The organism is Exiguobacterium aestuarii (assembly GCF_020171655.1).
GTDB classification, from domain to species: domain Bacteria; phylum Bacillota; class Bacilli; order Exiguobacteriales; family Exiguobacteriaceae; genus Exiguobacterium; species Exiguobacterium aestuarii_A.
Genome location: NZ_JAIVAC010000001.1, coordinates 1,452,557 through 1,472,984, shown reverse-complemented (window position 1 = coordinate 1,472,984; position 20,428 = coordinate 1,452,557). Strand labels below are relative to the sequence as shown.

Sequence of the window (20,428 nt, the reverse complement as noted above, 5' to 3'; positions counted from 1 at the left end):
CACTACTATACTATACTGTACCCAATCCCGTCTATTTGAATACGCCCACAACGTGCTGAATCGTGAGGATTTTTTGACGTTTCGGCTTGCAATACGCGAATTATGGGAATGATGACAGTGAAGACATGAAAATTTTGTTGAAACGTAATTTCACTTGGCGAGGGAATCGATTATGATAGGTGAGGGATTTTTCCATCTGACCTTCCATGCAGTCCGTGTGCGAATTGAACGTGAAAACATGAAGGTCAGCTTCATCGCAATCATCATAAAGAACTAGAGGGAATGTTATGAGAAATTATTGGTATGACAATATTAAGGGAGTACTCGTCTTACTCGTCGTGTTCGGTCACTTGTTGACGGACGTCCGCGGCGCTTATGACGACATTCTTCCGAAGTGGGTGTATTTGTTCCTGTACACCTTCCATATGCCGTTATTCATTATGCTAAGCGGTTACTTCTATCGGGAGAACCGTTATTTACGTGTGATCCAGTTGTTCGTCGTCTACGTCATCTGGCAAGTCATTCTCGGGTCATGGTTCGCTTTCACAGAAGGCATCCCGATTTTCTCGCTGGAGAATCCGGGACTGAATCTGTTGAAACCGTATTGGGCACTCTGGTATTTGATGGCGATTATCTTCTGGTACATCATTACCCCGTACGTGACGCAGCTGAAAGGGTATGTCCTATACGCGCTTCTATTTGCGCTCTTGTTCGGGTTCCAGGCTGAGGCGACCGGCTATTTCGCGTTACGAAAAGTAATCATGTTCTATCCGTTCTTCTTGATTGGGAACTGGATGTCTGAACGGAACACACTCAACTTCTTTGAATTGCCGAAACGGGCCGAACAACGGAACCGCTATCGGATTGGTGGAGCGATCGTCTTTGTCACGTTGACGATTGGCCTGTTGATTTCCATGCGCGTCCAACAAGATGACACGTTCTATCATATCGGAAACTTATTCAAGTTCCGCTTCGCTTATGATACGGCGGTGCCGGAGGCGATGTGGAGCGGACCGTTCGCTTTCTTGATTGTCTATACGGTGTCACTTCTCATGTCGATCAGTTTTGCGCTCATCATTCCGGGACGAAAACTACCAATCTTCTCGAGGGCAGGACGATATAGTTTGTATGTCTATCTCGTTCACGTCTTCTTCGTGGTCGCTTGGAAAGCGTTCGTGCCGGCTGGATTCATGCCGACGTCGTGGATGCAATTGCTCGTCTTGTTCGGTGTCGCATTCGTGATGGTACTCGTGATTATCAGTCCACCGATGGTCCGTCTCTTACGTCCGCTCGTCGAGATTGACGTGAGGCGCGTACAAAATACGAAGGGTGTGAAAGGGTAAAGTCTTTTCTAAACGCTTCATTTCCGCTACACTTTATAAAGAGGAAACGAAACTAGAGTTAAGGAAGTGACCCTATGCCATACGAAAATGGAATGCACAGCACAGAAGGTGACGTGAACGTCTCACGTCACGTCGTAGAAATGATCGCCGCAGTCGCGGTCAAAGAAACGAAACACGTATCGTTCACGCAAGAAGACACGAAATTGTCAGAGCGTGCGCTCATGAAGCATGTGAAAGTCGATGAGTCAGAAGAAGGCATCACGATCAACTTGTCACTTTATATCGCATATGGGCAGTCAATCATCAAAACGGTGACGGCGGTTCAAGAGCGAATCACGCAAGATATGGATACGATGCTTGCGATGACACCGCGTTCGGTGAACGTGAAAGTCGTAGGGATCCAACTGTAAATGAGAGGGGAGAGCAGAGAGCTCTTCTCTTTTTTTGATTTTTGCGAAAACGGTTGCATCAAGATAACGTTTTCATTTATAATAGAAATCGAACAAGTGCAACCGTTTGCATCATTGACCAAACGTGCGACGGGTACTTGTCAAGTTCCCTAAATGTAGTCTGACGACACAAGCATTTGAAGGAAAGGCGGAAAGCATGTATGTCAACGATTGAAGCAGTGATTTTCGATTTGGACGGTGTCATCACTGACACGGCAGAGTACCATTACCTCGCTTGGAAGCAGCTCGGTGAAGAGCTCGGAATTCCATTTGACCGCGAATTCAACGAAACGCTCAAAGGGGTGAGTCGGACTGAATCGCTCGAGCGGATCCTTACGCTCGGCGGAAAACAGAACGACTTCACGCCGGAAGAGAAAGAAGAACTCGCTCAAAAGAAAAACGAGCATTACGTTGAACTCATTCAACATATCTCATCTGACGATCTTCTTCCTGGCATCGTTTCATTCCTTGATGAAATCAAAGAGGCGGGACTTAAAATCGGAATGGCGTCTGCTTCAAAGAACGCATTTGCGGTTGTTGACGCACTAGGTGTCCGTCATTACTTCGACCATATTGTCGATGCAGCAACTGTCGCCCAGTCAAAACCACACCCCGAAGTGTTTTTGAAAGCTGCTTCTGCCCTTGGCGTGAAACCCGAACTCGCCATCGGCGTTGAAGACGCGGCTGCCGGCGTAACTGCAATCAAAGCGGCAAACATGTTTGCTGTCGCCGTCGGGGAAGAATCGATGCTTGGTCATGCAGACCTCATCGTTGCTTCTACCGATGAACTTTCACTCGATCGCATTCTCGAACGCGCTCGCGTGTAATGGACTACAATCATCTTCCGTGAGACGGCGACTGCCCCGAACAGTCGCCGTCTTTTTCTATTGAATCAAAAGTCCCGAATAGACAATATTGTCCAAAAAGAGATGACAAACACATTACAAATCCGTTACAATTCTAAAGAGATATTTTTGTAAATAATTTATATAAATAGAATTATAGATTTGAATTGTATATAGAAGGGGATTTGTGCATGGAATTTACTAATAAGAATGACCATATTTATCGAGAATTGTTAGAAATTGAAGAGTCATATCGACAACTCCAACAACGTGCAGAATATTTAGTTTCTGAATTGAATCGAGACCAAGATCGAGAAACGGCACTCTCGGAAATGTCGAAACGCTTACGCCCTCGACGTGTCAATCAACGTTATCCGCTAGATGTATATGTCCATCAAGTGACCGACTTATTAAAAGAACGACAAACCATGAGTGTACGTGACATTCAAATGGAGCTTGAACTTAGATATCGTCATCACATCAGTAATATCTACCAATTGATGGTGAAAATCGAAGGGGTCAACCCAGAGATAAAAAAGATTGGCCGCGGCCTCTATACATACGAGCCTGTAACAGATAAAGAGGCAGTGACACATTCATAATCTAGAGTCGATGGGGAGAGCACCCGTCGGCCTTTTTGTTGTAAACGGACTGACATAAACTGAATGGTTTAAAATATGATATAATCGTCAGAGTCTATTTTTTTGAGAGAGGAACTGTCGGCCCATGCTATGGATTGCCATGTTGGTCAGTTTTGTAATGGCCATCTTGATTACACCGCTCGTTCGTCGATTCGCATTCTTTATCGGTGCAGTCGATCATCCGAACGCACGAAAAGTACATTTACGGACGATGCCACGAATCGGTGGTCTGGCGATCTTCATCGCCTTTTTTATCGGCTATGCGCTACTGCTTCCGACGAGTCGCTATAATGACGCCATCTTGATCGGGGCCGTCGTGATTCTCCTGACCGGACTGATCGATGACCGTTTCCAGCTCTCTGCCCGCGTGAAGTTGATGGGTCAGATGATTGCGACGGTCGTCGTCTTGAACTCAGGGATGCGTATCGAGCTCGTCAATCTCCCGTTTGATCAGCAACTGTACCTCGGGTCATGGAGCATCCCGGTCACGGTTCTTTGGTTGATCGGGATTACGAATGCAATCAACTTGATTGACGGACTCGACGGGCTCGCCGCTGGTGTCTCGAGTATCGCCCTCGGAACGATTGCCGTCTTGGCAATCATTCAAGGGAACGTCTATTTGACGATGATGGCTTTATTGTTACTCGCGAGTACGCTCGGCTTTCTCGTCCACAACTTCTACCCGGCGAAGATTTTCATGGGGGACACAGGAGCGCTGTTTCTCGGTTACATGCTCGCCGTGTTCTCACTGATCGGTTTTAAAAACGTGACGTTGTTTTCTCTCGTCGTCCCGGTCCTCTTGCTCGGGTTGCCAATCTCAGATACAATTTTCGCAATCGTCCGCCGGCTCGTCCAAGGTCGACCTCCGATGTCACCGGACAAGTCGCATATGCACCACCAGTTGATTGACATGGGGTTCACGACGCGCCAAGCCGTCCTGCTCATGTATGGGATGACGCTATTCTTCGGCATCTCATCGATCTTGTTTGCGAAGACGACAATGCTCGGTGCGGTCATCACGTTCGTCGTGGTCCTGATTGTCATCGAATTGATTGTCGAATCGACGGAACTCATTCATCCGAACTATAAACCCATCATCCGAACGTCCCGTCGACTTCTTGGTCGACCAAGGACATAAACAAACGGCCGGTATCGCCTAGCGATATCGGCCGTATTCTTTAGTAAATCGTCGTCTCGGTCATCGAGTCGTCTGTCTCATCGGTTGACGGTTCGTCAGCTGTGACGGGCATTCCAAGCTCCGTTTGGAGAAGGGCTTGCGCGTCTCGTAGGTCAGCGGGATCGAGCTCGTAATAATAGACACCGTTCAACGTCAAATCGGTTCCTTCAAGTGTTTCGCGATTGAACGACTTGAGCGATTTCGTATACGGTTGAAGCTGTGAGGCTTCCGACAAGGACATGTTCGTTCGAATGTTCTCGCCGACCGCGTTCATGATCCGGTTCAATTTGGTGAACGAGTTGATCGTGGTCGCCTCGTTGATGATGGCTTCGATGACTTGTTGCTGTCGGCCGGCCCGACCGATGTCGCCGGCAGGGTCTTCTTTTCGCATGCGGGCGTATGCGAGCGCTTCTTTTCCATTCAATACTTGAACACCCGGCTCTAACTCGACGTTTCCGGTCGCTTTTCCGGAAATGGGGATGAGTACGTCGATCTCGACGCCGCCGACCGCATCGACGAGGTCTTCAATGCCATCAAAATTGATGGTCGCATAGTAGTCGATGGGGATGTCGAGCAAGTTTTCAACGGTCGCAATGGTCGTATCGATGCCTCCATACGAGTAAGCGTGGTTGATCTTGTCTTTGAACGGGTCTCCTTCATCAAGGATGATGTCGACATACGAGTCGCGCGGGATGCTGACGAGTGTCACTTGACGTGATTCCTTGTTGAATGTCGCGACCATCAACGAATCACTTCGACCTTCTTCAAGCGAGGCGCCGCCATCGACCCCTGCTAACAGGACGGAGAAATGGTCTTTCGTCAAGTCGATGGTCTCGTCGCGACGCTCAGACTTGTCGCCACGCTCCAACTCTTTGTTCGCATTCTCGGCGGTCTCGTTCGCTTTGAAGACAAAATAGCCGAAAGCAGAACCGCCGATCAGCAAGACGACACCCAACACGATGAGGACGATTTTCCAAGTTGACTTATTCTTGCGTGGGGGTGTTTCCATGTGGATTCCTCATTTCAGTTGTTTCTTTTAGTATAGGCGTTTCAGCGTTTGAAATCACGTTCGATGATGCGGATATCGTGGGTTTGTAGCGCGCCTTGACCGTTTGTCATATCTGTCAGCCAATCGAGCGCTACAGTTGTCTCTTCCACGGGTACTGAAACGTGAAACGTGACGAGGTCGGCGTACGAGATATCGTCGAGCAAGTAGGTAGATTGTCGCAATTCGTTCTCGACTTTACCGATCCAGGTGTAGTCGACGGTGAGCGTCAATTGCTGCATTTGCAAGCGTTCGACAATCCCGATCGCATCGAGTCCTTCGCTGACGGTCCCACCGTATGCCCGGATGAGTCCGCCTCCGCCTAATTTGATGCCTCCGAAATAACGTGTCACGACGACGACAGTGTCTTTAAGGTGACGTTTCCGCAACACCTCGAGCATCGGCATGCCCGCTGTACCACTCGGCTCCCCGTCATCGTTCGCTTTCTGGTGCTCGTTTCGTTCCCCGATGATGTAGGCAGAACAGTTGTGGTTCGCGTTCCAATGCTCTTTTTTGATGCCTTGGATAAACGACTGCGCCTCTTCCTCGGTTTCGACACGTTTGAAGTGGGCGATAAATTTTGACTTTTGTATGACGACTTCGTATGTTCCACTTTGTTTTATAGTATAATTTGACTCAATAGACATTTCTGAAAATTCTCCTTTCTATTTTTAAATATTTTTTTTAGAATTCAAGTAGGCACACACGCTTCAATTGGCGAATGCAATTTATAGAAAATCTCTCATGTTCACTGTAAACCTGGTTTCAAGTGGACGATATATAAGGATAGATGAGGATTAACTACCGAACTATTAGGGGATGGCATCGTGAATCATATTACCGATCGGACAGCTTTAGAACATATCATAACAAATATGATTGATACGGTGACGGAAAGTAAAGAGGAGATTGTCCGTATAACCGAAAGTTCATCAACTGAATATTCTGCGATTCAAAACGAGTTGAAAGAATTGACGGATAAAATCGAGTTCTACATCGAGGAGTCCGATCGACTCGACCGACTCGTGAAAGCCGCGAAAGCCAAGCTCGTTCAAGTCAGTAAAAAGTTTCATATACATAGTGAGCAAGAAATTCGTGACGCCTATGAACGGGCGAATCAGATGCAACTGGAGCGGTTTCTCGTTCAAAAAGAAGAGATGGCGGCCCAGCAGCGTCGTAACGATTTAGAACGACGTCTTCTTATTTTAGAGGACACGATTGAACGTGCCGAAAAGCTGATCGGTCGTGTCAGCGTCGTCTTGAACTTCTTACGGGATGACCTGCAACAAGAATATTCGGACATGATGAAAAAGCAGGAGATGGCCATCGGTGTATTCGAAGCGGCCGAGCGTGAACGACGTCACCTCGCTCGCGAGATGCACGACGGACCGGCGCAATCGCTTGCCCACATTTTGATTCGTGCCGACTTGATTGAAAAGACGTTTGATAAACGAGGGAAAGATGAAGCGTTTGCCGAATTACATGAATTGAAAAAGTTGATTCGTGGAGCACTCGTCGACGTACGTCGCCTGATTTACGATTTGCGTCCGATGTCGCTTGACGATTTAGGCTTTTTACCGACGCTCGAGCGCTATCTCCACCAAACGGAGGAGTATACGGCCATCAAGACGCGTCTCAACTATCGCGGGTCACGTGCCCGTCTGCCGGAGAAGTTAGAAATCAACGTGTTCCGTCTCGTGCAGGAAGCGGTGCAAAATGCGATAAAGCATGCCAAGACGCCAGAAATCATCGTCAATGTCGAACAGGCGAGCGATGTGATTCACCTTCACATCCGCGACTATGGCATCGGTTTCGAACCGAGTTCGATTGGCGAAGAGTCGTTTGGGATCGTCGGGATGCGTGAGCGAATTGAGTTGGTGAACGGAAGTATCACCATTGACTCGGAAGTCGGCAAGGGGACGGTCGTCCGCATGTCGATTCCGATTCCGTGAGAGAACAAGGGGGAAGACATACATGGAAATGACACAGACACGCATTGCAATCGTGGATGATCACGAACTGTTCCGCGAAGGATTGAAGCGGATTTTTGATTTAGAAGATGAATTTACGGTCGTCGCAGAAGGACGGACGGGTCGCGAGGCGATTCGCATCGCCGGCGAGCAAAAACCGGAGATCATGATCTTAGACATCAACATGCCGGACATGAACGGGATCGAGGCGACGAAGCAACTGTCGCTCTTGTCACCGGAGACACGCGTCCTCATCCTCTCGATCCACGATGATGAGTCTTATATCACGCATGCGCTCGAAGCGGGCGCGTCTGGTTTTCTCTTAAAAGAAGTGGCATCGACCGAATTGATTTCGGCGGTCCGTGCCGTCGCTCGGGACGGGGCTTACCTACACCCGAAAGTGACGACAAACGTCTTGAAAGAATACCGTCGCCTCTTACAATTCAAAGGGGAACAAGCGGGTCGTGGCGTCGAAAGTCGCACGGATGACCCGGTGTACCAACTGTTGTCACGTCGTGAGGTCGAGGTGCTGCACCTTCTCGCGGATGGGCGATCGAACCGAGACATCAGCGACATGTTGTTCATCAGTGAAAAAACGGTTAAAAACCATGTGTCCTCTGTCCTCCGTAAGATGGATGTGAACGACCGGACGCAAGCGGTCGTCGATGCGATTCGCCGGGGATGGGTCGAGATTTGAGCGTCACCGATGCTTTACCTCGTTTTTGTGTTACAATATGGAATGGAATCCTAACATAATTGGAAAATGAAACGACGTAAAGTGAGGATATAGTATGGGAAACATTGCGATTTTAACCGACAGTACCGCCTATCTGTCGGATGATTTTTTGGCACGACATGATGTCCATGTCGCTCCACTCAGTGTCATCTTCGATGGCGCGTCGTACCGCGAGTCGATCGATATGTCGACGGAGGCGTTCTATGAGCGAATCGAGGCAGGCAAACTGCCGACGACGTCACAACCGGTCATCGGTGAGACGGTCGAGTTGATTGAGAATTTGCCGGATGATGTGACGGACGTGATTGCTATCACACTCTCAAGTGGCATCAGCGGAACATACCAGTCGATGGTCGCGTTAAATGATATGGTCGACGTGACCGTTCATGCGTTTGACTCTGAGATTTCTTGTATGCCGCAAGCGTTCATGGTCGAAGAGGCGTTAAACCTCCGTGACAAAGGTGCCACACCGGAAGAAATCATCGCCCGACTCGAGACGGTCCGTGATTCGATTCGCGCCTATTTCGTCGTCGATGATCTCGATCATCTACAACGTGGTGGACGATTGAGCGCCGCGCAAGCGCTCGTCGGCTCGTTCTTACAAATCAAGCCGGTCCTTCACTTCCAAGACAAGTTGATTGTCCCATTTGAGAAGATTCGTACGTATAAGAAGGCTGTACGTCGAATCGAAGAAATGATGGACGAGTCGATTGCAGGTGACGGTGAGGGATACTGTATCGGAATCATTCACGCCAACTGCCCGGAGCGTCAGGCGGAAGAAATCGCTTCGATGAAACAGAAGTTCCCGAAAGCACACATCTCGGGAAGCCATTTCGGTCCGGTCATCGGAACGCATCTCGGACCTGGTGCAATCGGCATCACTTGGTATCGTCGCGAATGGTAAACCACAAGACGACCGTTTCTGGTCGTCTTTTTCAATGGAGGAGGGAATGCGATGGCGAAATATCGCCAAATATTTGAGCGGTTGGCAGAAGAGATGCGGAACGGCACGAGACCTGCAGACTCGAAACTCCCGTCGGAGACGGAGCTGATGCATCAGTTCGAGGCGAGTCGGGGGACGGTCCGCAAGGCACTCGATCTCTTGCAGGAAAACGGGTACGTCCGAAAACACCACGGGAAAGGTGTCTTCGTGTTGAAGCGCGACCAGATCGAGTTTCAATTCAACGGCATCGTCAGTTTTTCGGAAGTGTACGCCAGCATGCTCGGTCGCTCCATCCAGACGCACGTCGCGGCGTTCGAAGAGATGGAGGCACCACCTTGGCTCGTCGAACGGATGAACTTGAAACCGGGAACACATGTGTTTCGCATCGAACGCGTCCGAAACTTTGACGGGGAGAACGTCATCTTAGACATCAACTATTTCGTCAAAGACCTCGTTCCTGGATTGACAAAAGAAATCGCTGCTCGATCGATTTATGGATATATCGAAGGAGAGCTTGGCTTACAGATCAGCTACGCCAAACGAAAGATTGCGGCAGAAGACGTGACCGAGCTCGACCGGATGCGTCTTGATTTGCATGACTATGAATATGTCATCGTCATCACGAACGATACGTTCTTATATGAAGGACAACAATTCGAATATACGGAATCGCGTCACCGCTTGGACAAGTTCCAGTTCAGTGATGTCGCCCGGCGCTAAAACCTCTTTCGAACAGGAAGAGGTTTTTTGTTTACGTAAACTCGATTAAGGGAATTTTTTACAATGAATTTGGTCATAGAACCTTCACTCAAACTTATCTATATAAGTTGTTGACTTAACTTATATAGATAAGTTATACTTTGTTTGTACTCATAAGTAACCGTTTTCATTTGAAGTTTTCAAACAAAGGAGGACAATAAACATGAAGGCAGATTATCGTCAAATTGCCGCAGACATCCTTGAAGCGATCGGCGGCAAAGACAACGTGGACAAAGCCGCACACTGTGTGACACGTCTTCGTCTATCCCTCAAAGACCAGTCAAAAGTCGATGAGGCACGTGTGAAAGAAGTCGATCTCGTCAAAGGGGCGTTCGAGAACTCGGGCGTGTATCAAATCGTCATCGGAGCCGGTGATGTCGACCGCGTCTATGCCGAGTTCATCAAACTCGCAGGACTCGAAGCGGCAACGGTCGCCGAGGTCAAATCCGCAGGCGGCAAAAAAATGAATCCGCTTCAAAAACTCGTCAAAGTCTTTTCTGACGTCTTTATGCCAATCATTCCAGCCATCATCGTGGCCGGTCTCCTTATGGGGATCAACAACTTACTTGCTTCTGAAGGTCTCTTCATCGACGGGCAGACGCTCATCGAGGCTTATCCGAACTTACAAGGACTTTGGGACCTCATCAACATGATGGCGAACACGTCATTCGTCTTCTTACCGGCACTTGTCGGATGGTCGGCGACGAAACGTTTCGGCGGAAGCGAAGTGCTCGGGATCGTCATGGGTCTCTTGCTTGTCCACCCGGACCTCTTGAACGCTTGGGGCTACGGAACAGCGGCACTTGAAGGGGAAGTACCGACATTCGATATCCTCGGATTGTTCGAGATTGAGAAAGTCGGATATCAAGGTCAAATCTTGCCGGTTCTCGCTGCGGCTTATATTTTGAGCCAAATTGAGATATTCTTGAAAAAACGTGTACCGAATGCGATTCAACTTTTGGTCGTTCCGATTACGACGATTGTCGTCACTGGATTCCTTGCACTCGCAATCGTTGGACCAATCACACGCGGAATTGGTAATGTGATTGCGACAGGACTCGTCAACACGTTTGAAGCCGTACCGGTCGTCGGGGCACTCCTCTTCGGATTGTTCTACGCACCACTCGTCGTCACAGGGATGCACCACTTGTTCATCGCCATCGACCTTCAGTTGATTGCAGACACAGGCGGTACGTTCATCTGGCCGATGATCGCACTCTCAAATATTGCACAAGGTTCTGCTGCACTCGCCATGTTCTTCGTCTACAAGCACAACGCGAAGCAAAAGAGTATGGCATCGACTTCAGCAATCTCGGCTTACTTCGGGATCACGGAGCCGGCGATGTTCGGGGTCAACTTGCCGAATAAATTCCCGTTCTATTCTGCGATGATCGGGTCAGCGATCGCAGCCATCTTCATCACATTGAATGATGTTCAAGCAATCGCAATCGGTGTCGGAGGACTCCCTGGATTCCTCTCAATCTTTACAGACAAAATCCTTCTCTTCATCGTCGGGATGGTCATCGCGATCATCGTACCGTTCGCGCTCACGTTCATCTTGTCGAAGCGCTACATGAAAAAAGGTGAAATCGAAGAAAATAAAGTCGCATAAGCATTGACTCGGGAGGGAGGGACGGTAGTTCTTCCCTCTTTCCTATTGAAATGAAAACTCTTACAAAAAGGAGATGTCGTTGATGACACAGAAAAATTGGCGCAAATCAGTCGTCTATCAAATTTACCCGAAAAGCTTTTACAGTCCGGAAGGAAACGCGACCGGATCAATCAAAGGGGTGACGGCGAAGCTAGATTACTTGGCAGAACTCGGCATCGAATACATTTGGATGACGCCTGTCTATCAGTCACCTCAACACGATAACGGCTATGACGTGAGTGATTACTATGCCATCGACCCGTCTTACGGCACGATGGAAGACCTTGACGAATTGATCCGTGAGGCAGAGGCGCGGGGCATCGGCCTCATGATGGACATCGTCGTCAACCACTCGTCGACAGACCATGAATGGTTCCAGAAATCATTGGCGGGAGACGAGCGGTACCGTGACTACTACATCTGGCGCGACGAGCCGACGAACTGGGAATCGAAGTTCGGTGGGAACGCGTGGGAATATGACGAGAAGAGCGGGCAATACTATCTCCACTTGTTCGACGTGACCCAGGCCGACTTGAACTGGGAAAATGAACAGATGCGTGAAGACGTCTATGAGATGATGCGCTTCTGGCGCGAGAAAGGAATTAAAGGGTTCCGTCTCGACGTCATCAACTTGATCTCAAAAGAACAAGATTTCCCGGAAGACGAGTCGGACGGTCGGAAGTTCTACACGGACGGCCCACGCATCCATGAATATTTGAAAGAGATGAACCGAGAAGTATTTGACGGGCATGACGTCATCACGGTCGGGGAGATGTCGTCGACGACGCTCGACCATTGCGTGCGCTATTCGAACCCGGACGAGAACGAGCTCAGCATGACGTTCAGCTTCCATCACTTGAAAGTCGACTACCCGAACGGCGAGAAATTCGTCGCCTCCCCGTTCGACTTCATCCAATTGAAAGACATCATGTCGACGTGGCAACAAGGGATGCACGGGAAGGGATGGAACGCCATCTTCTGGTGCAACCATGACCAACCTCGCGTCGTCAGCCGTTTCGGGAACGACACGAATCATCGCGTCGAGAGTGCGAAGATGCTTGCGACCGTGCTCCACGGTCTCCAAGGAACACCGTACATTTATCAAGGAGAAGAGATTGGGATGACGAATCCTGGCTTCGATGATTTGAACGAGTACCGTGACATCGAGACGCTCAACAACTATAAGTTGAAACGCGAAGAAGGTGTGTCGCATGAAGATATGATGGCGGCCATCAAACAAAAGTCACGCGACAACTCGCGGACACCGATGCAGTGGGATGCGACGACACATGCCGGCTTTACGAACGGCACACCGTGGATCAACGTGGCACCGAACTATCAGGAAGTGAACGTCGAAGCGGCGCTCGATGACCCGAACTCGGTGTTCTACCACTACAAAAACTTGATTGCATTACGAAAAGAACTTGACGTCTTGACGGACGGGGACTATACGCTCCTCACGCCTGATTCGTTAGACGTTTGGGCATATACACGGAAGACCGACCGCGAGGAGCTCCTCGTCGTCGCCAACTTCTATGGAACGGAAACGACGTATACCATCCCGGAAGGTTTCGAGCGGGTGAGCGTCGTCAGCCACAACTACGACGTGCCTGAGCTCGACGGGACAACGTTGTCCCTTCGTCCATACGAGGCGATCATGTTCTACAAACAGAAATAAGTGCAGCTTGCACGAAAACGGATCATCCCGCATGTCGGATGATCCGTTTTTTCGTTCAGTCGGTGAGGATCCGGCTTTCGATGATGTCCTCGAGGAGTGGAGATTCCAATTCATCGTAAAAGAGGGAGGGGACGAAATAGATGTCGTCTTGATCGGTCACGCTGAGCGATAGCGTATGGAACGGGACTTGATGGTCATCGAAATAGCGTCTTGTACCTCTTGCTATGTCTGAAAGTGACTCTTTCATTGATGTCGGTTGAGACAAGTCGAGATGGATATGACCGTACGTGGTTCCATATGCAATCAGATCGAACGCTTCGTCTAGCTCTAAATCGCTCGGAGCAATGCCTTCAACCTCTGAGTCGTCTTCTTCTCTACGAATGAATCCTTGTCCATATGTAATGGGGTAGGGAAACGTGTCAGAACGAAAGACGCGTTCTGTCCATGAAGCGTATCCATCATTCAACCGTTGATAAGTCGTTTCTCGAAGATGGACCTGATCATAATCATCGTGTGTGACTTGTCCATTGCGTTTCACGTAGACCGTGAACGTCGTATCAGGACTCGTTGGAGAAGTGAATGTGACGAAATAACGTGTGCTATGTGGGAACATGTAGTCGACTTGTTGGACACGCACGTCAAGTGCGGGATAGGTGTGACCAACATATGCTACTGCACTATTCGACACACGCTGTTTCTCGGAATCCGTACCGAAAACGATGCGAACCCCGAACGTGGCGACAATGATGGTGCCGCAAAGAAGAAAGAAAATCCTCCATTTCATTGTGATATCACCTCATCGTGCTGACGCTGGATTATTTGTTCGAGCTCGGGAGAGTCGATTGCTTCTCGTGAGACGCTACCGGTATAAAACCAGTCCTCCTCCCCGCGAAGCGTGACGGACATCGTTCGGAACGGAACGCCAGCCGCGTCCAAGTTGCGCTTCAAATCTCGTAATAGAAATGCTGCACGATTGACCGTCACGACGGGGACATCCACAGAAATAAATAGACTGCCATGTTTGGCACCGATATCTTGAATGTCATAGTCCTGATCGAGGCGAAGAGATTGGAGGTCCAAGGATTCTTCCGGTGAATCGGGTCCATTCTTTGGGATGAGGACGTCATCGCTCAGATGAACACGTTCTGGGAGAGCGGGTCCGACCAATTGACGATACGCATCATGGATCCGATCGAACGTATTCATTCCAGAGGTGACGTTCGCATAATTATTGAACGTGATGTCACCATCCGTCGTAATGTGCAATTCAAAATGTGTGTCCATGCTCGAGTCGGAATCGATCGTGAGGAGATAAAGGTCACTTCCCCACATCATCATAGTGGCGCTCGTGATTTCGAGAGATTGATCGCGGTGGTGATCCTCGAGATACGTGGCAGCGACTTGGCGAACGAACTGTTCGTCTTTCGGATGACCGAACAAAAAATGAGAGAGTAGTGTGAAGCTACCGTATAAGATCAAACCTATTCCAACCAAAGAGCCAATGAATCGTCGCATCTGTTCCACGTCCTCACAATTTAGTCTATTTTTCCCATAATCATAACGGATAAAATACGGAAGCGTCATCCGTCAAAAGAACGATTGCCGAAGGGATTTGTAGATCAAGAGGATTCGCGCGCACATGTGCGTGTTGTTAGCGTGAAAGGAAAAAGGAGCAAAGGGATATGGGAGAACTCATCGTCGCATCAAACGGGACGCGCGCCATCCGTTTTGGCATCTGCCAACGCTGTCTCAGCACGGACGTCCGAACGTTCACCTGTCACCACGGGTCGTGTGCCTACTGCCGGAACTGTCTTTATCTTGGACGTATCTGTCGATGTGATTTTCTACAAGAGCGGGACATCACGACACCACTCGAAAGAACCGAATTGACGATGCCGTTCGAGCTCGCACCAGCCCAAATGCGGGTCGCAAATCAACTGCTCACATGGTGGGACGAACGGAAGACCGGTCTCGTCCATGCGGTGTGTGGCGCCGGGAAGACCGAGATGACGTTCCATGTGATCGAGCAGGTCGTCAATGAAGGGAAGCGAGTATTGATCGTGTCCCCGAGGAAAGATGTCGCCATCGAATGGGTGGAACGGCTCGAACAAGCATTCACCGTGCCCGTCACGAGACGGTACGGGGGTGGCGAGAAAGACTCCATCGGGATGATCACGGTGGCGACCGCACCGTTGTTGTTGAATCTACGTGACGTGTTCGATTATGTGCTCATCGATGAGTCCGATGCTTTTCCGTTCGCTTTTGACGTGACGTTATGGCGCACCATCTATCGGGTCGGAAAAGGGGTGTTTGTCTTCATCACAGCGACCCCGACCGCTTGGCAACAGATGGTTTCGACGGTTCATCTGTCCCGCCGTTATCACGGATTTGATTTGCCGGTCCCGACACTCGTCAAACAGTCGGACGAGCAGATTACCGACTTCTGTCGACGTCACGCCGCAAAACCGCGTCTCTTGTTCGTGCCGACAAAGCCTCACCTCGAGCAATATCGCAAAACGTTAGAAGAAGCAGGGTTTACATGTCGGACGGTATCGGCCGAGACCGAGGAGCGGACCGACGCGCTTCACTGGCTCCAAGAGACGAAGGGAATCGTCCTCGCGTCATCGATTTGGGAGCGGGGGATGACGGTCCGGGACGTGCAGGTCGGGGTGCTTGAGAGCGAACATCGACTCTTCACGACACGGGGGCTTATCCAAATGGCAGGACGGGCCGGACGAAAACCCGATGCGCCGACAGGGGAGGTCTGTTTCTTTTATCATGAACGGACGTTTCGGCAAGATCTCGCCATCCGGGCGATCGTGAAGGCGAACAGTCGATGAAATGTCTTCTCTGTCACCAACCGATGACCGTCCCGTGGACACCGGCCACGTTATGGCGACGCGACTGGGTGTGCCCGTCATGTGAGGACCGACTGACGCCGCTCGGGAAAGGCTGTCCGCGCTGTGGTCAACCGAACGAGACGGGGGAGACGTGCTCAGATTGCATCCGCTGGCTCGCGCTCGGCTCTGATTTGACCGTCCGTTGCCTGTACGCCTATGACGAGGCGGGAATCGAGTGGCTACATCGCTTCAAATTCAGTGGCGACGTCGTCATCGCCGCATCGATCGCACCAAAACTTCGGGCACTGCGAGAACCTGGTGCGACATATGTTCCCGTCCCGCTCAGTGACGAACGACTCCAATTGCGTCGCTTCAACCAAGCGGATGTGCTCGCACGAAAGATTGGTCCGACCCGGCAACTGATCGAGAAAACCGAGGTTTCGAGTCAACGCGAACTCGGGAAAGAAGAAAGACGACACCGAACGAATCCTTTCACTGTACCAACTTCAGTGAAATGTGGGAAAATCATTCTTGTAGACGACGTTTATACGACAGGGACGACGCTCCATCAGGCGGTATTTTCGTTACGGCAGGCAGGTGCGACAGAAGTTTCTGCGATTTGCTTATTTCGGGCGCTAAACAAATCAAAAACGCGTCCGATATAAAAGGCAGAGGTGAAACCAATGGATGCAGCATCTTGCCAAATGTGCGGACGCTTGTTTATGAAACAAGGTCGCTCGCCTTATTGCCCATCATGTAGTGAAGTCGACTTCCAAAACTTCTTGAAAGTCCGTGACTTCATTCGTGAACCAGAAAACAAATCAACGAACATCGGCGCCCTCGTCGAAGCGACGGGTGTGTCGGAACTTGATATCACGCGATATATCCATGAAGGACGCCTGATCATCAAGGACAACCCGGAACTCCTCGTCGGCTGCGTACGTTGTGGTCAACCGACGAACGAAGGGAAAGTCTGTTCGAACTGCCAGAGAGATATGCAGAAGGAACTGTCTAGTCTACAAGAGAGCTTGACGAAGTCGTCAAGTGCTCGCGCTTATCGTTTGGATTAACATCATGAAGAGGGGGAAGACGCATGCGCATCGATTCAGCCAAGTGGGTACATTTACCGAACACTTATGAAAAGAAAACGCAAGTCGAGCCGAAGCCCGCGCCATCACGCCAAACGGACCAATTGTCAATCTCGGCGGAAGCCCGCGCCCGGTTTGAAGAACCGGTGAAACATCCGGACCGTCTCGCAAAAATCGACGCTTTGAAAGCAGAGATTGATGCGGGCACGTATTCACGGGACGCGCGTGAAATCGCCAAACGCTTTCTACAAGGATGAATGGAAGCGAGGTCCGTTTGAGGCCTTCGCACTGAATAACACGGCACGGAAGCTGACTAAATAAGGGGCACCCCTTTCTTTAGTCGGCTCTTTTTTTGAAAAAAGGAGAGACTCATGCTCACATTACATAAACGTTTACTCGAATTGGCCTACACGAAAGAACAGCTGCTCGTCCAAAATGACATGGCTGCTTTTAGCGCGCTCGTCAAAGAAGAGGCGAAACTCGTCCGACAAATCTCACAAAAAGAAGCGGAACGACTTCAAGGGACGTATGAATTGGACGATGAAGAGATAGAGGAACTGAGACCGGTCTTGTTCGAGTTGAAGCGTCAGAATGAATTGAACGCATCGCTTCTCGAACAGTCCCTTCGTTATATTACCTGGCACTTGGACATGCTCTTGCCAGAAGCAGATGATTTCACATACGGACAACAGGCGTTTGAAACGCGCTCGTTCAGCCGTGACGTTTAAGGAGGAAGTACAGAATGGGTTCAACATTTATGGGACTAGAGACGGCGCGCCGCAGCCTGACGACACACCAATGGGCGTTACAGGCGACGGGGAACAACGTGGCGAACGCCTCAAACCCTGGCTATTCACGCCAACGCCTCACCCTCGGGATGACGGAACAGCTCTCGGTCAACTTCGGCGGAACGAAAGCCGGACAATTCGGGACCGGGGTACGCGGGGAGACGCTCGCCCGGATTCGCGATCTCATGATCGACCAACAGTATCGTGACGAGTCGGTGAAGAACGCGTTCTATGCGACGAAAGAAGCGGCGTTCGGGCGGATGGAGGATATCATCAACGAACCGTCTGAGAACGGCCTTGCCAAGTCGCTCGACTTGTTCTGGGCGTCACTTCAGGACTTGTCGGTCAACCCGGACGATACGGGCGCACGAAGCGTCGTCCGCCAGCGGGCGATGACGCTCGCCGAGACGTTCAACTACATGTCTTCATCGCTGACAAAAGTACAAGACGATTTGAAAGCGGAAGCGGGCGTCGTATCGAAAAAGATTAACGACCTCTTGACGAAGATCAATAACGTGAACCGTCAAATCGGGGACGCGGAACCACTTGGTGTCCTACCGAACGAACTGTATGACGAGCGCGACCGTTACATGGACGAGCTCTCGCAATATATCGAGTTCGAGCGTGTGCCCGTCGATTACTTGAACGGGGAGACGCGTGGGAACTCGCAACGTGTCGCAGAAGGACGAATCGACATCCAAATCACTGTGCCAGGTGTCATCGACCCTGCAAACCCGGACGTGTTGCCAGAACCGGTCAAAGTGAAATTGGTCGATGGCATCACGGGTGGTGTCGGGGAAATGACCGAGTCGACGTATCGCGCGGCAGATGCTGAGACAGCTGAGGCGATGAGACTTCAAGACATGCCGAACGGCAAATTACGAGCGCTCGTTGAAATGTACGGAAGCCAATCGGGTCCTGAAGCGGCGGATGGGGCGTATACGAAGATGCTCAAAGACTTAGACGAGATGGCGAGCGTGTTCGCGACGGCATTTAACAATGCACACATGACGAACAAAGATGCATCAGGGACGGACGGACGAAACGATTTCTTCGTGAACGCAGGGACGAACACGAACACCGACATCAAAGCGTCGAACATCGAAGTGAACGAGACGTTCATGAGTAACCTCGACTTGATCGCCGCTTCAAAAGACGGCAATATCGGGGACGGGAGCGGGGCACTCGAACTCGCACGTCTGAAAGAGAAAGCACTCAGCTTTGCCGGGTCGGCCACGACGACGACATCGATCGGGAAGTACTATCAGAACGTCATCGGGAACATGGCGGTCGAGGCGAGCCAGAACGCGAACCTCGCGAAGAGCACGTTCGCCCTTTTGAGTAGCTCGGACCAGCGCCGTCAGTCGGTGAGCGCGGTGTCGCTCGATGAAGAGATGACGATGATGATCCAATATCAACATGCATACAATGCGGCGGCACGGAACATCACGGCCGTCGACGAGATGCTCGACAAAATCATTAACGGCATGGGTGTCGTTGGGAGGTAATGACTGATGCGTGTCACACAGACGATGCTCACACAGACGAACTTGAAACACTTATCGAGTAGCTATAACACGCTCGCCCGCGTCCAGGAACAACTGATCAGCGGGAAGCGGATTCAAAAGGCATCGGAGGACCCGGTCGTCGCGATGCAAGGGATCCGATACCGGACCGAGGTACGGGAAGTCGACCAGTTCCGTCGCAACGTCAGCGAGGCGACGAGCTGGATGGACATGACGGACTCGACCTTGAACGAGGTCACGGAAGCCGTCAAACGGATTCGGGAATTGACGACGCAAGCCGCGAACGACACGTACGAGTCGTCACAGCGCGCGATCATCAAGAGTGAGGTCGACCAGTTGATTGAACATATCGGCTCACTCGCCAACTCGAAGGCGGGCGAGAAGTATATTTATAACGGGACGAAAACGGATCAACCGCTCATTGACATGCAGGCGCTGAAAGACTATTTGAATGAAGCGCCAGGGGCGACGCTCGAGTCGATTTATGGAACGGACGGTCCTCCGACGGCGACCGGAAAAATCGAGTTCGAAGTATCAAAAGGCATCACGATGCAAGTGAACATGCAGCCGGAGACCGTCTTCGGACGAGAGCTTTTTGAAGGATTGAAGCAACTGAGCGGTCTGCTCGCCGATGAGACTACGGGAGGAGCCGACTTATCGGGACAACTCGAGACGCTCGATACGATTGGGCAGAACTTGATCACGGAGCGGTCTGAGCTCGGTGCCCGGGCGAACCGTTTGGAGCTCGTCGACAATCGTCTACAAGACCACGAGATCATCGCGAAGACGATCATGTCCGACAACGAAGACATCGACGTCGAGAAAGTCATCATGGAGTTGAAATCGCATGAGACGGTACACCGCGCCGCACTCTCGGCCGGGGCTCGGATCATCCAACCGACGCTCCTTGATTTCCTCCGGTAATCGGTCATGAATCTCGCGAGACTTG

At 50.6% G+C, this 20,428-nt stretch carries 22 protein-coding genes; 18 read left to right on the top strand and 4 right to left on the bottom strand.

Going from position 1 to position 20,428, the window contains the following annotated elements; translation table 11 throughout:
- Nucleotides 1-287: 287 nt before the first annotated feature.
- The 5 genes from LCM29_RS07725 to LCM29_RS07705 all read left to right on the top strand — a co-directional run bounded on the left by LCM29_RS07725 (nucleotide 288) and on the right by LCM29_RS07705 (nucleotide 4,416).
- Nucleotides 288-1,343 (top strand): acyltransferase family protein, encoded by a 1,056-nt coding sequence (locus tag LCM29_RS07725; RefSeq protein ID WP_214793707.1) that lies wholly within the window; start codon nucleotides 288-290, stop codon nucleotides 1,341-1,343.
- 74 nt (nucleotides 1,344-1,417) lie between these two features.
- Nucleotides 1,418-1,753: an Asp23/Gls24 family envelope stress response protein gene (locus LCM29_RS07720; RefSeq protein WP_074033784.1), complete on the top strand. Its 336-nt coding sequence runs from the start codon at nucleotides 1,418-1,420 to the stop codon at nucleotides 1,751-1,753.
- Nucleotides 1,754-1,953: 200 nt separating this feature from the next.
- Nucleotides 1,954-2,619 carry a beta-phosphoglucomutase gene (pgmB, locus tag LCM29_RS07715; RefSeq protein ID WP_074033782.1) on the top strand — a complete coding sequence of 222 codons (666 nt, stop codon included), beginning with the start codon at nucleotides 1,954-1,956 and terminating at the stop codon, nucleotides 2,617-2,619.
- Nucleotides 2,620-2,828: 209 nt separating this feature from the next.
- On the top strand, nucleotides 2,829-3,239 hold the full coding sequence (locus LCM29_RS07710) for a hypothetical protein (protein ID WP_224861799.1): 411 nt from the start codon (nucleotides 2,829-2,831) through the stop codon (nucleotides 3,237-3,239).
- 124 nt (nucleotides 3,240-3,363) lie between these two features.
- Nucleotides 3,364-4,416 carry a glycosyltransferase family 4 protein gene (locus tag LCM29_RS07705; RefSeq protein ID WP_074033780.1) on the top strand — a complete coding sequence of 351 codons (1,053 nt, stop codon included), beginning with the start codon at nucleotides 3,364-3,366 and terminating at the stop codon, nucleotides 4,414-4,416.
- A gap of 40 nt (nucleotides 4,417-4,456) precedes the next feature.
- On the opposite strand, the gene LCM29_RS07700 is transcribed toward LCM29_RS07705, so the two are convergent.
- Together LCM29_RS07700 and LCM29_RS07695 are read right to left on the bottom strand one after the other, a co-directional pair.
- Entirely contained in the window at nucleotides 4,457-5,464 is a 1,008-nt protein-coding gene (locus LCM29_RS07700) for an LCP family protein (protein WP_224861797.1), read from the bottom strand.
- Between the two features lie 41 nt (nucleotides 5,465-5,505).
- Nucleotides 5,506-6,147, bottom strand: coding sequence for a YigZ family protein (locus LCM29_RS07695; protein WP_214745866.1), 642 nt, complete (start codon nucleotides 6,145-6,147; stop codon nucleotides 5,506-5,508).
- Between the two features lie 180 nt (nucleotides 6,148-6,327).
- On the opposite strand from LCM29_RS07695, the gene LCM29_RS15255 reads away from it, so the two are divergent.
- The 6 genes from LCM29_RS15255 (at nucleotide 6,328) to treC (ending at nucleotide 13,237) form a co-directional block, all read left to right on the top strand.
- Nucleotides 6,328-7,452, top strand: a complete 1,125-nt coding sequence (locus tag LCM29_RS15255) for a sensor histidine kinase (protein WP_214785931.1) — start codon at nucleotides 6,328-6,330, stop codon at nucleotides 7,450-7,452.
- A 22-nt stretch (nucleotides 7,453-7,474) separates the two neighbouring features.
- Nucleotides 7,475-8,167, top strand: coding sequence for a response regulator transcription factor (locus LCM29_RS07685; protein WP_271305325.1), 693 nt, complete (start codon nucleotides 7,475-7,477; stop codon nucleotides 8,165-8,167).
- 94 nt (nucleotides 8,168-8,261) lie between these two features.
- Nucleotides 8,262-9,110: a DegV family protein gene (locus LCM29_RS07680; protein ID WP_214693694.1), complete on the top strand. Its 849-nt coding sequence runs from the start codon at nucleotides 8,262-8,264 to the stop codon at nucleotides 9,108-9,110.
- Nucleotides 9,111-9,161: 51 nt separating this feature from the next.
- A complete protein-coding gene (gene treR / locus LCM29_RS07675; protein WP_214693692.1) occupies nucleotides 9,162-9,869 on the top strand; it encodes a trehalose operon repressor in 708 nt (235 codons plus the stop codon).
- 202 nt (nucleotides 9,870-10,071) lie between these two features.
- On the top strand, nucleotides 10,072-11,520 hold the full coding sequence (gene treP / locus LCM29_RS07670) for a PTS system trehalose-specific EIIBC component (protein ID WP_224861795.1): 1,449 nt from the start codon (nucleotides 10,072-10,074) through the stop codon (nucleotides 11,518-11,520).
- A gap of 82 nt (nucleotides 11,521-11,602) precedes the next feature.
- The gene (gene treC, locus LCM29_RS07665) at nucleotides 11,603-13,237 is read left to right on the top strand and encodes an alpha,alpha-phosphotrehalase (RefSeq protein WP_214874672.1); all 1,635 of its coding nucleotides are present in this window, start codon (nucleotides 11,603-11,605) and stop codon (nucleotides 13,235-13,237) included.
- Between the two features lie 55 nt (nucleotides 13,238-13,292).
- Here the strand turns inward: treC and LCM29_RS07660 are convergent, their stop codons facing one another.
- Both LCM29_RS07660 and LCM29_RS07655 read right to left on the bottom strand, forming a co-directional pair.
- A complete protein-coding gene (locus LCM29_RS07660; RefSeq protein WP_224861793.1) occupies nucleotides 13,293-14,021 on the bottom strand; it encodes a hypothetical protein in 729 nt (242 codons plus the stop codon).
- On the bottom strand, nucleotides 14,018-14,752 hold the full coding sequence (locus tag LCM29_RS07655) for a hypothetical protein (protein WP_224861791.1): 735 nt from the start codon (nucleotides 14,750-14,752) through the stop codon (nucleotides 14,018-14,020). Before LCM29_RS07655 ends, LCM29_RS07660 begins: the two co-directional genes overlap by 4 nt.
- Before the next feature lie 167 nt (nucleotides 14,753-14,919).
- Here LCM29_RS07655 and LCM29_RS07650 point away from each other — a divergent pair, with 167 nt between their 5' ends.
- From LCM29_RS07650 to flgL, 7 genes are all read left to right on the top strand, one after another.
- Nucleotides 14,920-16,077 carry a DEAD/DEAH box helicase family protein gene (locus tag LCM29_RS07650; RefSeq protein ID WP_224861789.1) on the top strand — a complete coding sequence of 386 codons (1,158 nt, stop codon included), beginning with the start codon at nucleotides 14,920-14,922 and terminating at the stop codon, nucleotides 16,075-16,077.
- The gene (locus tag LCM29_RS07645) at nucleotides 16,074-16,742 is read left to right on the top strand and encodes a ComF family protein (protein ID WP_224861787.1); all 669 of its coding nucleotides are present in this window, start codon (nucleotides 16,074-16,076) and stop codon (nucleotides 16,740-16,742) included. The genes LCM29_RS07650 and LCM29_RS07645 overlap by 4 nt, the downstream gene beginning before the upstream one ends.
- Nucleotides 16,743-16,760: 18 nt before the next feature.
- Nucleotides 16,761-17,147, top strand: coding sequence for a flagellar protein (locus tag LCM29_RS07640; RefSeq protein WP_074033761.1), 387 nt, complete (start codon nucleotides 16,761-16,763; stop codon nucleotides 17,145-17,147).
- A 23-nt stretch (nucleotides 17,148-17,170) separates the two neighbouring features.
- Nucleotides 17,171-17,422, top strand: coding sequence for a flagellar biosynthesis anti-sigma factor FlgM (locus tag LCM29_RS07635; protein ID WP_074033759.1), 252 nt, complete (start codon nucleotides 17,171-17,173; stop codon nucleotides 17,420-17,422).
- Between the two features lie 114 nt (nucleotides 17,423-17,536).
- Nucleotides 17,537-17,893, top strand: a complete 357-nt coding sequence (gene flgN / locus LCM29_RS07630) for a flagellar export chaperone FlgN (RefSeq protein WP_074033757.1) — start codon at nucleotides 17,537-17,539, stop codon at nucleotides 17,891-17,893.
- Between the two features lie 14 nt (nucleotides 17,894-17,907).
- A complete protein-coding gene (gene flgK, locus LCM29_RS07625; RefSeq protein ID WP_224861785.1) occupies nucleotides 17,908-19,461 on the top strand; it encodes a flagellar hook-associated protein FlgK in 1,554 nt (517 codons plus the stop codon).
- A 6-nt stretch (nucleotides 19,462-19,467) separates the two neighbouring features.
- Nucleotides 19,468-20,403 carry a flagellar hook-associated protein FlgL gene (gene flgL, locus LCM29_RS07620; protein ID WP_224861784.1) on the top strand — a complete coding sequence of 312 codons (936 nt, stop codon included), beginning with the start codon at nucleotides 19,468-19,470 and terminating at the stop codon, nucleotides 20,401-20,403.
- The last annotated feature ends 25 nt before the right edge of the window (nucleotides 20,404-20,428 follow it).

Excerpts from the sequence above, each read along its gene's own strand:
- LCM29_RS07725 (WP_214793707.1), top strand. The coding sequence starts at position 288 with ATGAGAAATTATTGGTATGACAATATTAAGGGAGTACTCGTCTTACTC.
- LCM29_RS07720 (WP_074033784.1), top strand. The coding sequence starts at position 1,418 with ATGCCATACGAAAATGGAATGCACAGCACAGAAGGTGACGTGAACGTC.
- pgmB (WP_074033782.1), top strand. The coding sequence starts at position 1,954 with ATGTCAACGATTGAAGCAGTGATTTTCGATTTGGACGGTGTCATCACT.
- LCM29_RS07710 (WP_224861799.1), top strand. The coding sequence starts at position 2,829 with ATGGAATTTACTAATAAGAATGACCATATTTATCGAGAATTGTTAGAA.
- LCM29_RS07705 (WP_074033780.1), top strand. The coding sequence starts at position 3,364 with ATGCTATGGATTGCCATGTTGGTCAGTTTTGTAATGGCCATCTTGATT.
- LCM29_RS07700 (WP_224861797.1), bottom strand. The coding sequence starts at position 5,464 with ATGGAAACACCCCCACGCAAGAATAAGTCAACTTGGAAAATCGTCCTC.
- LCM29_RS07695 (WP_214745866.1), bottom strand. The coding sequence starts at position 6,147 with ATGTCTATTGAGTCAAATTATACTATAAAACAAAGTGGAACATACGAA.
- LCM29_RS07685 (WP_271305325.1), top strand. The coding sequence starts at position 7,475 with ATGGAAATGACACAGACACGCATTGCAATCGTGGATGATCACGAACTG.
- LCM29_RS07680 (WP_214693694.1), top strand. The coding sequence starts at position 8,262 with ATGGGAAACATTGCGATTTTAACCGACAGTACCGCCTATCTGTCGGAT.
- treR (WP_214693692.1), top strand. The coding sequence starts at position 9,162 with ATGGCGAAATATCGCCAAATATTTGAGCGGTTGGCAGAAGAGATGCGG.
- treP (WP_224861795.1), top strand. The coding sequence starts at position 10,072 with ATGAAGGCAGATTATCGTCAAATTGCCGCAGACATCCTTGAAGCGATC.
- treC (WP_214874672.1), top strand. The coding sequence starts at position 11,603 with ATGACACAGAAAAATTGGCGCAAATCAGTCGTCTATCAAATTTACCCG.
- LCM29_RS07660 (WP_224861793.1), bottom strand. The coding sequence starts at position 14,021 with ATGAAATGGAGGATTTTCTTTCTTCTTTGCGGCACCATCATTGTCGCC.
- LCM29_RS07655 (WP_224861791.1), bottom strand. The coding sequence starts at position 14,752 with ATGCGACGATTCATTGGCTCTTTGGTTGGAATAGGTTTGATCTTATAC.
- LCM29_RS07650 (WP_224861789.1), top strand. The coding sequence starts at position 14,920 with ATGGGAGAACTCATCGTCGCATCAAACGGGACGCGCGCCATCCGTTTT.
- LCM29_RS07645 (WP_224861787.1), top strand. The coding sequence starts at position 16,074 with ATGAAATGTCTTCTCTGTCACCAACCGATGACCGTCCCGTGGACACCG.
- LCM29_RS07640 (WP_074033761.1), top strand. The coding sequence starts at position 16,761 with ATGGATGCAGCATCTTGCCAAATGTGCGGACGCTTGTTTATGAAACAA.
- LCM29_RS07635 (WP_074033759.1), top strand. The coding sequence starts at position 17,171 with ATGCGCATCGATTCAGCCAAGTGGGTACATTTACCGAACACTTATGAA.
- flgN (WP_074033757.1), top strand. The coding sequence starts at position 17,537 with ATGCTCACATTACATAAACGTTTACTCGAATTGGCCTACACGAAAGAA.
- flgK (WP_224861785.1), top strand. The coding sequence starts at position 17,908 with ATGGGTTCAACATTTATGGGACTAGAGACGGCGCGCCGCAGCCTGACG.
- flgL (WP_224861784.1), top strand. The coding sequence starts at position 19,468 with ATGCGTGTCACACAGACGATGCTCACACAGACGAACTTGAAACACTTA.